The organism is Sporocytophaga sp., from assembly GCF_017745095.1.
Lineage (GTDB): Bacteria > Bacteroidota > Bacteroidia > Cytophagales > Cytophagaceae > Sporocytophaga.
In genome coordinates this window covers 193,683-205,168 of the sequence record NZ_JAGHZZ010000060.1, presented here as the reverse complement: position 1 = coordinate 205,168, position 11,486 = coordinate 193,683, and the positions used below count along the sequence as shown (strand labels likewise).

The 11,486-nt window shown below is 35.6% G+C and carries 7 protein-coding genes; 3 read left to right on the top strand and 4 right to left on the bottom strand.

The genetic code is table 11. From position 1 onward, the window contains the following. The 3 genes from J7604_RS26975 to J7604_RS26965 form a co-directional block, all read left to right on the top strand. Nucleotides 1-1,547: gliding motility-associated C-terminal domain-containing protein (locus J7604_RS26975; protein WP_293903777.1), on the top strand; the 1,547-nt coding region annotated here is incomplete at its 5' end. A gap of 2 nt (nt 1,548-1,549) precedes the next feature. After that, nucleotides 1,550-2,644 carry a type IX secretion system membrane protein PorP/SprF gene (locus J7604_RS26970; protein WP_293903774.1) on the top strand — a complete coding sequence of 365 codons (1,095 nt, stop codon included), beginning with the start codon at nt 1,550-1,552 and terminating at the stop codon, nt 2,642-2,644. A gap of 59 nt (nt 2,645-2,703) precedes the next feature. Then, nucleotides 2,704-4,623, top strand: a complete 1,920-nt coding sequence (locus J7604_RS26965; RefSeq protein ID WP_293903771.1) for an OmpA family protein — start codon at nt 2,704-2,706, stop codon at nt 4,621-4,623. Between the two features lie 68 nt (nt 4,624-4,691). Here J7604_RS26965 and J7604_RS26960 read toward each other — a convergent pair whose 3' ends face one another. The 4 genes from J7604_RS26960 to J7604_RS26945 form a co-directional block, all read right to left on the bottom strand. After that, nucleotides 4,692-5,081, bottom strand: a complete 390-nt coding sequence (locus J7604_RS26960; RefSeq protein ID WP_293903768.1) for a response regulator — start codon at nt 5,079-5,081, stop codon at nt 4,692-4,694. A 133-nt stretch (nt 5,082-5,214) separates the two neighbouring features. Beyond that, nucleotides 5,215-5,784, bottom strand: a complete 570-nt coding sequence (locus J7604_RS26955; protein ID WP_293903765.1) for a biliverdin-producing heme oxygenase — start codon at nt 5,782-5,784, stop codon at nt 5,215-5,217. Between the two features lie 29 nt (nt 5,785-5,813). Continuing rightward, nucleotides 5,814-7,331: a GAF domain-containing protein gene (locus J7604_RS26950; protein WP_293903762.1), complete on the bottom strand. Its 1,518-nt coding sequence runs from the start codon at nt 7,329-7,331 to the stop codon at nt 5,814-5,816. Next, entirely contained in the window at nt 7,321-11,454 is a 4,134-nt protein-coding gene (locus J7604_RS26945) for a chemotaxis protein CheB (RefSeq protein ID WP_293903759.1), read from the bottom strand. The genes J7604_RS26950 and J7604_RS26945 overlap by 11 nt, the downstream gene beginning before the upstream one ends. Nucleotides 11,455-11,486 lie beyond the last annotated feature (32 nt).

Below are 11,486 nucleotides of genomic sequence, written 5' to 3'. Positions count from 1 at the left end.
GATATGAGTATTCAATGAATGGCGGAACTTATCAGTCTAACGGAAGCTTCACAGGACTAGTAGCAGGAACTTATACTCTTGCAATCAGAGATGCTAATAGCTGCGTGGTAGCTCTTGCTACTCAGACAATCACAGAGCCTGCTCTTTTATCAGCAAGTGTATCTAAAACAGATGTATCATGCAATGGAGCATCAAATGGAGAGATATTAATCACTTCCCCAACAGGAGGAGTACCAGGATATGAGTATTCAATGAATGGCGGAACTTATCAGTCTAACGGAAGCTTCACAGGTCTAGCTGCAGGAACTTATACTCTGGCAATCAGAGATGCAAATGCTTGCGTGGTTGCTCTTGCAACTCAGACAATCACTGAGCCAGCTCTATTATCAGCAAGTGTATCTAAAACAGATGTATTGTGTAATGGAGCTTCAAATGGTACAATAACAATTAGCGCAACTGGTGGGACAGCTCCATATTCAGAAACAGGTATAAAATCAGGCCTTGCCGCAGGAGCTTACTCTTATATAGTAACCGATGCTAAAGGCTGTACTTCAACAGTATCAGTATCAATAGTAGAGCCAGCAGTTATTTTCGCAAGCGAAACTCATACTGATGCGCTTTGTAATGGTGCTTCAGACGGTACTGCAACGATCAGTGCAACAGGTGGAATAGCTCCATATTCAAATATTGGTATAAAAACTGGTCTTGCTGCAGGAACTTACTCTTATACAGTAACAGATGCTAATGGCTGTACTTCGACAATATCACTAGAGATAGGAGAGCCTGTAATGTTGATTCCAGGTGTACTTTCAGGAGATACTACAATTTGCTCTGGTGAGAAAGTTAACTATCCGATCATTAGCGGTAACAATGCAAATAAAATAACATGGCAGTATGCAGAAACTCCTTTTACAACCTGGGTTACTGCAACAAACCAAGAGTTTCCGGAGGTTCAGGAAGAGCTTTATAAAACAAGGCAATATAGAGCTCAAGTTTCCAATTCATGTGGTTTTGCTTATACAAATTCCATTATTGTAACAGTTAATCCTTTACCAAACCTAAATGCAGGAAAGGATACCGCAATTGCAACAAATAAAAAGGTTCAACTGCAGGCAACTGGTGGAATAAATTATGTATGGATGGCTGATAAGAGCTTAAGTAATCTGTTTATTGCTAATCCAGTGGCAAGTCCTGCGGAAACAACTACCTATTCAGTAGAAGCAACGAATGAGTTTGGGTGTAAGGCAACTGATGAAATTACGGTCTCAGTTGTAGGCAGAAGACCCGTTATGATTCCGAATACATTTACTCCTAATGGTGATGGAACATATGATGAATGGGTAATTGAAAATATAGGAGATTATCCTGAAGCATCGCTTGAAATATATAATCGTTATGGAAGTATTATCATCAAATGGAATAAAAATATTGAGTCATGGGATGGAAGAGTAAAAGGGGTAGAGATGGCAGTAGGAACGTATTTCTATATTTTAGATCTAAAAGATGGATCTGAACCAATGGCAGGATCAGTTAGTATAATCAGATAGTTATGAAAAGAATTTTAATATTAGTGTTTTTGATAATTGCCTGTTCTGATATTTATGGTCAGCAAATACCGCAATTTTCCCAATACATCTGGAACAGCTATCTGATTAATCCTGCCATAGCAGGTGCGGATAATTTTGTAGAAGCCAAGGTGGGATACCGAAACCAGTGGGTAGGCTTGGATGGTGCGCCACAGACGTATTATCTTACTATTCAGGGACAGAAGGGGAAGAAGTTAATTAACAGAGAAGATGTCGATGTTGTTAGCAGAAGAAAGACTAGGGGTTTTAAGAAACCATTAAATGGAGTAGAAAAAGCTCTAGGATATAAAACAAGAAAATATCCTACTGCTCCTGCATCCTTCAAGCTGAAAGGACATCATGGTTTCGGTGGACAGATTATGCATGACAGGATAGGGCCTTTCAGTACACTTGGTATATACGGATCTTATGCATATCATATTCCTCTGGCCCGCGAAACTTATATGTCAATGGGTACTTTTATTGGTATTAAGCAATACAGAATAGATGTTGATAAAATAATACTGAATGCTAATCCATCTGCTAATCCGGTTACTGATAATGCAATCGGTAATTCAGGAAATCTCAGTACCATTACACCTGATGCTATGGTGGGTTTGATGGTTTATGCTCCGAAGTATTATATCGGAGTCTCAATGGATCAGATATTTAGTAGCAAATTGAAGTTTCAGAATACAACCGCTTATGCTTTTACGCAGAATAGTTCATTATCTCCACATTATTTTCTAATGGGAGGTTATAGAGTAAATCTTTCAGAAGAGCTTGCTATAGTACCTTCTGCTATTGTCAGGTTTAACTATGGGGTTCCCCCTTCTGTAGATTTTACCGCAAAGTTTAACTATAAAGATCTTATCTGGGCGGGAGCTTCCATGAGAGCAAAGGATGCTTTTATAGTTCTGTTCGGGGTTTCTTATAGAAATATGCTTGATATTGGTTATTCCTATGATATGACTACAAGCCGAATCCGTCAGTTCAGCCGAGGGACTCATGAAATCGTTTTGTCTTATAGAATAGTGAATAAACCTACAACCGGTTGTAAACCAAGTTACGTCTGGTAGTGTAGTCTTTCCTAAATCTATTTGGTTTGTATAAAGTTTAATAGTCGTTATATTTAAAAATGGAATTCATTAAACAGTATATCTTAATCTTTACCTTTATTATTGTTTCTGCAATGGTATGCCAGGGGCAGGCTCCTGCTGACAAAAAAGCAAAAAAACATTTTGAATACGGATTGACATTTTTTATAGATGGAGATTACAAAAGTGCAATGGAAAATTTTGCTATTGCAGAAAGTATTGATAAAGAAAATGCTGGAATCAAATATTATCTGGGAGCGTGTAATTGTGAGCTGAGAAATTATTCAAAAGCTTTATCATATCTGGAAGATGCCAAATCAAAAGGATGTACTATTCGAGAGCTTAATTTTTATTTAGGTAAAGCAAATCATTTAACCCATAATTTTAAAGAGGCCATTCCGTATTACACTGCATTTCAGCAGCAATTAAAGGGATCTGAGCGAAACAGAGTGCAGGAACTAGACAATCTGATCAAAAATTGCCATAACGGAATAAAACTAATTGCGAGTCCTTTGGAAATTAAAGTGAAAAATCTTGGGCCCACAGTGAATTCTAAATTTCCGGATTATAACCCTGTAATTTCTGCTGATGAATCAATGCTTTATTTTACATCAAGAAGGGATAATAGTACAGGTCAAATGCTTCATGAAGATTTTCACTATTATGAAGATATTTACTATTCAAAGAAAGATACGAGCTGGTCTCTTGCTGAAGGCGTTGGGAGTAAGATAAATACAGAGAGTCATGATGCATGTATAGGTTTAAGTGCTGATGGGCAACAAATGCTTATATACAAAGCTACTTCAAATGGTGGAGACTTATTTATCAGTAATCTTGATGGGAAAAACTGGTCATCACCAAAAAATCTCGGGCCTAATATCAATACGCCTTTCTGGGAGTCTAGCGGTAGTTTGTCTTCAGATCATAAAGTCTTGTTTTTTACAAGCAATAAAAGCGGTGGTGTTGGCGGTACTGATATTTATATGGCCAGAATGCAGGGTAACGGAGAGTATAGTATGCCTATATTATTGGGACCACAGGTAAATACTCCTGATGATGAGCTGTCTCCTTTTATTCATGCGGATGGAAAAACACTTTATTTTAGTTCGAGAAGTTATAACTCAATGGGTGGTTTTGATATTTTTTCAGTTGAAATAGATCTCGAAACCGGTGAAATATTATCTAATCCTGAAAATATCGGGTATCCCATCAATACCGCTGATGATGATGTTTATTTTACCTGGTCGGCGGATAATTCAAGGGCTTACTTTTCTTCTGTAAGAGAAGGAGGAAACGGCGAGAAAGATATCTATATGCTGGAAAGAAGTATCGCTCTAGCTCCGGTTGTTGTATGGAAAGGGAGTGTAATAGATGAATTGACTTTAAAACCTATTGAAGCTAAAATTGAGATATGGGATAACTCTACTCAAAAGTCTATAGGTAAATTTTTGCCAAATAAGAGCTCCGGTAAATATATCATTGCTTTACCTACCGGCCGTAATTATAATATTGCAGTTGAATCTGATAATTATTCTTTTTATTCAAAGAATCTTGATGTCTCAGGTCTTAATAAATACGAGGAAATTGATGAGGATATCTATCTGAAGCCACTTAAAAAGGGTACAGTCATTGTGCTTAGAAATATTTTCTTTAACGTAAATGACGCCTCCCTTCGACCTGAATCTGAGATTGAACTTACCAGGGTTTTTAACTTTTTATTAAAATACCCAAATATAAAGTTAGAAGTATCGGGACATAGCGATAGTGATGGCAATAGGGGATATAACATGGAGTTATCTAAAAAGAGAGCTGCTGCAGTAGCTGAATATTTAATTAAAAAAGGTATAAGGGCTGATAGGCTTATAAGTAATGGTTATGGGCCTAATAAGCCAATTGTTCCGAATAATAGTCCTGAAAACAAACAGATCAACAGGAGGACAGAGTTGATGATTGTTGAATAATTATTGAAAATCTGAAGTTGCTTAAAGGCATCTGAAAAATAAATAAGGCTCCTGTAAAGGAGCTTTTTTTATGTATCGCTAAAATGTTTTTCCAACACCGAATTGATTTTTTCTGCAGTAAGCGGTTTGTTAAGATAGCCCATTACAGAAGGATGGTTTTCTAATTTGCTAATATCATTTTCATTGGATGATGTTGTAAGCACGACTATTACCGGATCACTGGAGGTGTGCGTTTTATAAGAATTCAAGAATTCAAAGCCATCCATCACAGGCATATTGATATCAAGAAGAATTAACTCAGGACAGGTAGCACTCTTATTAAGGTGATTAATGGCTTCTCTTCCATTTAGCGCTACATTTATTTCGTTAGCAATTTCAAGCTTTTTAAGGAGCCTGGCATTTAAAAAGTTATTTACATTATCATTATCAACGAGAAGAATTTTATCAATCTTTTTCATTGCAATTAAGTTTAGTTGATTTAAAAGTTAAAAAAGTAATAAAAGCACAAGGTATTGAATATATAAATTTGTTTTAATTTTTCATTATAGTTTTAGAACTTTTTATATCCTATGGTTAAGTTTATTATGATTTCTATTCTAATTCTACCCAGTTTTTAAATTTAATGAAAGTTTCATTTGCAGCATCGATGATTGTACCATCATCATTTGCAGTAGTGCCATAATCTGTTAACACTTCACAGAATAATTTCCATTTTTTGCTTGTCTCTTCTCCATATCCACTAAAGAAGCTTGCTCCAGACTCGTTATCCAGTAAAAGCGTTTCTTTTATTATTCTTGATATTATTCTTCCTCCGAGAGTGGATCCTTCCATTACATAGAGACATCCTAAGGCCTGGGAGGAAGTTTTAATTTCCGGTAAGTCTGTGCAAAGGCTGATTTCATCTGTAAAGCCAAGTATATTAAGATCATCCTTCAATGCCATTGACTTTCTTCTTGTTTCTAAGTCAGGTAGGTAATTATGAATATCAGAGAATTTGTTTATTGAATTTTCAAGAGGCTGAAAAAAACCATAAAATTTGATCAGTATATTTTTGTATGATTCAAGGTTAAGTTCCCGATCGATTATTGGCTTCATTAAATTGCTATTTTCCATAGCAGTATGGTTTTGGGAGGTTAACTGTTTGATTTTTTCAAGAAGCATAATCTGTAGTGTTATGTTAGGATGCTTAACTAATTCTGATTTTTATAAAGAATGTCACTGATGGATTTATGAAGTTCATCTGCAGCTTTTAAAGTCTGGGGTGTCCAAGCTTTAGAAGTATTTTTAACTGTTTCTTTCCATGTGCTGAATGAGTTTCTGGGATGATATGTTTTCTGATCAGATTCGAAATGAATGGCTTCATCAGGGTTGCCGCCCCAATGTACAGTCTGAATGATTTCGGGGCGAAATCCAACGATGTATTCTCCTTTTTTTACAGATATAGGAATTACAATTATTCCGCTGGCTTCCTCTTTGTATTTGTGATTTGCGTCAAGCTCAATAAGCGTAGTGTCCGAATGAAAAATTTTGTCTATATTTTTTACTTTCAGCCAGTAAGAAAGCTCCTTTATAAACGAGTTTGCCGGAGTTTTTCCCAATTCTCTTGTTTTGCCATTATAAACTATTACCGCACCTTGTATCTCAAGTAGCTCAAGCAAGTTGTTGTTTTCAAGCAGCCCGTCCGTAAAATTAAGAGCTGAGGTCATTTGCCTGTAAAGTCTGGACTGTATTGAACTTAGATGAGAGGTTACCAGCAAATCGTTTTGTTTTTCGTTCAATACAAGTTGGGTAGATAAAATGCTGGACAAGAGCTCAAATGCAGACCTCAAGTCATAGGGTATCTCTCTTGAAGTTTTATGATGACAAGAGATTAAGCCCCATAACTTATCATTTTTTATTATGGGTGTTGACATTGAAGTTTCAACTTTCATGTTGTGAAGGTATTCAAGATGAACAGGAGCTACTGCTCTTAAGTTGCAATCTCCAAGGTCTGTATATCTGAAAGTTATAGGATTGAGTATAGGATTTAGCTTTACTGCTTTATAACTTCTGTCCGGAATAAATCTATATGGATTATTAAAGTAAAGGTCTCTCGCCTGTTTTGGAATATCTGAGGCAGGAAATCTAAGGCCAAGATAAGCATCCATGTCTTCATTTTTTGATTCAGCGATCACTAGTCCATTCCACGATTCATCAAACTGGTAAATCATGACTTTATCAAACCCGGAAATTCTCTTAATTTCTTCGCAAGCTATTTTGCTGATCTGAGTAATGCTATCAACATTTTTGAGTTTGGCGACAATATATTTAACATCTTGATATAAGTAGGAAAAATCTTTCTTAATTGCCGGAACTCTTTCAAGTTCCATGACCACTTGTCCATCTTTGAAATGAGCAATAGCAAAACATTCAAAATTATTAAAACTGAAATTTAAAGGAACTCTTTCTTTTAAATTATCATCGTTGATTTTTAATAACACTGCTTCATAGTCTTTCTTTGATACAAAGGCTGATAGAGGATTGTTGATAATCTCTATGACCTCTTTTCCAAAAAGCTCTTTTATATTTTCACTTACCTGTATAATAGTCCATCTTACTTTTTCAACAACAATAAGTGCACCATAGGGTTGTATTGAATTAATAAAATTAAGAGGCAGATTACCACAAAAATCCGAATCATAATTCTTTTTGCTTGGACTATTTTCCATTAATAAATTTTTTTGAATTCGTTAAATCATTACTCAGTTGCTGAATACTATTTGCTTTTAGAAAAATTCTAAATGTAGTTCCTTCATTCAGTGTGCTTTCTACACTTATTTTTCCTCCTGCATTTTCAACTATTTTTTTTACAATATAAAGTCCTATTCCAGTACCATCCACATGAGCGTGGAAACGTTTAAACATGCCAAACATCTGGTCAAGTTTATCTTCTTCAATACCTAGCCCGTTATCAGAGAAAGTAAATATAATAAAGTCACCAACAGTTTCAGTGGTAATATTAAGGTGAGGATCTCTGTCAGGATGTCTATACTTTATACCATTACTAATAAAGTTATAAAAGATACTTCTAAGATTTTTCCTTGAGAAAAGAATAAAGGGAACTTGAAGATTATATTCAAGGGTAACGTTATTTTGAATAAATGAATCCAATATAGATAACCTCGTCTCTTCAATAGTTTCTTTCAGATCAATTACCTCCTGATCTATTATGATCTCTTTCTGAACCTTGGCTATTTCAGTCAAATCTCTTATAGTCTCTTTAAATTTAGCTATTGATATATCGACCATTTCCAGAAGTGATTTAAAATCTTCATCTTCATTATTAGGCAATACCTCTAACTTTATTGTTTGGATGAGCCCTTCAATATTGAGTATGGGTGCTTTTAAATCATGAGATGCGGTATAAATAAAATTGTCCAGATCCGCATTAATTCTGACGAGATTTTTATTTGTTTTTTCAAGTTCAAGCTGAGTCTTTTTTAATGAAGTAAGATCCACAATTGATCCGATAACTCTATATGGCATTCCGTCTTCAAAATGGAGTATATATGCTCTGTCGAGCACATTCGAATAACTTCCATCAGCTTTTTCAAATCTGTATTCTTCTTGCCATTGAGTTTTACCTTGTGTAACACTGTTCTGTATACTCTCAATAATTTTTTGCTTGTCTTCAGGGTGGATCTTCTCAAATCTTGATTCAATACCCTGGGACTCACCTGTGGTTTCATAACCGAACATATTTTTGAATCCTTCATTCCACCAGACTGTATTGGAAGAAAAATCCCAATCATAAATAGCATCGTTGGTCGCAAGAGAAAGAGCTTTATAACGTTCCTGACTTATGGTAAGGTCCCTGGTTCTTTTTTCTACTCTATCTTCGAGATGATCATTCAGTAGCTGAAGGTTTTGTTGAGTTTTTTTCAATTCTTCATAGGCTTCCCTGATCCTTAGTTCAGCTTCTCTCTTCTCTGTAATATCACCAATTGTAATGACAAGTGTTTCGCCTGTTTTGATGGCTGATAATTCAAACCACTTATGTTGTCTCTCACTATACTGCTCTGTGTGTAATGAGTCATCCGTTTCATATGCCATTACAAGTTTTTCAAAAAGTTCAGATGTTATGATGTCCGAAAATTCAGACTTCAAAAGTTTGCCATTTAGGGCTTCTGGTTTTTTTCTGAAGATTTTCTCTAAAGTACTGTTGGTAAGAACAAAACACATGTCAGTAATATTTCCATTTCTATCTTTCACAGGTTCCAGAGCCATGATGCCATTGAGTGAACTGTTGTTTACCCCTGAGATAAGATTGTTCAAACTCTTCAGATAGGTGATATCAACAAAGGTAATAATAGCTCCATCTACAGTCTGATCCTGTTTAGTATATGGCATTATTTTCATCTGATACCACATATTGTTGTAAGACTGGATTTCCTTTTGCAATACGGATTGTGTGTTAATCACATATTTAATGTCCTCTATCAATCTCGGATGGTTAATATTATTGGAAATATGAGCAATGGGCCTTCCTATATCACTTTCAATAAGGTTTATCTGTTTTGCTGATATAGGGGTGAATTTCCTTATGACAAGTTCTCTATTGATAAAGATTTGAGAAATATCAGAGCTTTTGAAGAAGTTATTTAAATCATCGTTAAGTTCAACTAGTTCTTTTATCTTGATCTGAAATTCGGCGTTTACAGAGTGCAGTTCCTCATTCAGTGACTGAAGTTCTTCATTAGTGCTTTGTAATTCCTCATTTGCAGAAACCAATTCTTCATTTGAAGACTGCATTTCTTCGTTGGATGTTTCCAACTCTTCAACAGCAGTCTGAAGGTTTTCTCTTGTTTCGATCAATTCATCTTCCAACTCCATGATACGCTCAGAGGTAATAAATTTCTGCTCACTGAGGTCTATGGTATTTTCGTTTTTCAACGACTCAATCACTGGAAGTTCTTTAAAGAATATCCAATAAATTTTTTTTTCGGTCTTCTTTTCAGTGGTAGGAGAGATAATGATCTGTATGTTGCGTTTGGAATTCTCTTCCTGAAGTTTTATCCTGTCAAGAGTTATAGTTTCATTATGTTTGATTGCCTTGCGTATAGCTGACCCCAGAACAATAGACAATTCTTCGGATACAATTTTCAGTATATTAAGTTCCAAATGTTTGGGCTTAAACTGTATATATTTTTCATAGTCTCCTGAAGCCTGCGTTAACTCATAATTTTCATTGATACAGACTGCACTGAAACCTGAATGGGTAAGCAACAGGTCGGTTAGGTTAGGTGCGGGAGCTGAAGGAAATGCAAATGGTTTATGTGAAGCCTCTGGAAATTTGAACAAAGTAGGATTATTAAGAGTAAATCCTCCAAATGCACCATAACTTTCAGTTGGTAATTTCCTTTTATTACTGGTTTTCTGATAGATTCTGTATTTTTTGTGTAACTCATTAAACTCATGGTTCAGATCTCCAATGTTTTCGCTGGTTCCGAGAAATAAATACCTATTGGGTTTTATGCTGAAGTAAAATTTGGATAGGATATTTTTTTGTAACCCATGATTTAAATATATAAGCAGGTTTCTGCAAGAAATAAGATCTATTTTGCTGTAAGGTGCATTTCTTGTCAGGTCATGCTGTGCGAAAACAATCATCTTTCTTAAATGACCATTTATTCTATAGTTGTCTCCTGATTTATCAAACCATGTTTTTAATCGGCTTTCTGATATATCTTTTTCAATGGAAGTTGGATAAATACCTTTAGAAGCCGTTTCCAGAGCAGTTTTGTTGATGTCTGTTGCAAATATTTTTACCTGATGAGTTAAGCCATGCTTTAAGATATATTCGTGAGCAAGTATAGCAATACTATATGCCTCTTCTCCTGTGCTGCATGCAGCTACCCATATTTTTATCTCTTTTTCATTAGTATCAAATAGTGCAGGAATTACCTCCTTCTCCAGTATCGTAAATGAATCTTTGTCTCTAAAAAATTTTGTAACACCAATCAGAAAATCCTGAGCCAGTATGTCAAGTTCATCCTTATTAGTGTGAAGGAAATCTTTGTAATCAATAAGCCTCCTAAAATTGTTAAGGGTCATTCTTTTAGCTATCCGTCTACTTATAGTAGAGGGCTTATAGGATGTAAAATCGTTTCCGCCTCTTTTATTAATTAAATTGAGGATTTCATGAATGATCGTTTCTTCTTCATCAGACAATCGTCCTGGAATAGTATTTCCAGGTGTGTCCTGAAGGAAATTTAGAATTTCTTCAGGCATTTGATTCACAGCGAGAATCATGTCTGCATTGCCAGTGTCAATGGCATTCTTCGGCATTCCGTCAAATTTTGCGGATTTGGGATCTTGCACTACAGCGAGCCCTCCGGCACTTCTGATTTCTTCCAGGCCTTTTGTGCCGTCAGTTCCTGTTCCGGATAATACTACTCCAATTGCATTTGGTCCGCGCTCATCTGCCAAAGACTTGAAAAAGATATCAATAGCCATGTTGGGCGTTTTGCCTGCTTTCTTTTGATGGAGTTTTAATCTGTTGTTGCTTAATGTGATATTTCTACTTGGAGTGATTACATATATGCAACCTGCTTCAATAATAATATCTTCCTGTGCTTCATGTATCTGCATCTTTGTGTGCTTTAATAGAAGCTGAGGCATCATGCTTTTATAGTCAGGAGATAAATGCTGAATAATTACAAAAGCAGCGTTAACCTCTTGTCTCAGGTTATCAAAAAACTCCATAATAGCTTCCAGACCTCCTGCAGAGGCTCCAATTCCTATAATCGGAAAACTATTATTTGATTCTTCATGTATTGGGAGCGGTTTCACTGTTTTCTTGTTAGATATTAGTGAGATCTTTT

Excerpts from the sequence above, each read along its gene's own strand:
- J7604_RS26970 (WP_293903774.1), top strand. The coding sequence starts at position 1,550 with ATGAAAAGAATTTTAATATTAGTGTTTTTGATAATTGCCTGTTCTGAT.
- J7604_RS26965 (WP_293903771.1), top strand. The coding sequence starts at position 2,704 with ATGGAATTCATTAAACAGTATATCTTAATCTTTACCTTTATTATTGTT.
- J7604_RS26960 (WP_293903768.1), bottom strand. The coding sequence starts at position 5,081 with ATGAAAAAGATTGATAAAATTCTTCTCGTTGATAATGATAATGTAAAT.
- J7604_RS26955 (WP_293903765.1), bottom strand. The coding sequence starts at position 5,784 with ATGCTTCTTGAAAAAATCAAACAGTTAACCTCCCAAAACCATACTGCT.
- J7604_RS26950 (WP_293903762.1), bottom strand. The coding sequence starts at position 7,331 with ATGGAAAATAGTCCAAGCAAAAAGAATTATGATTCGGATTTTTGTGGT.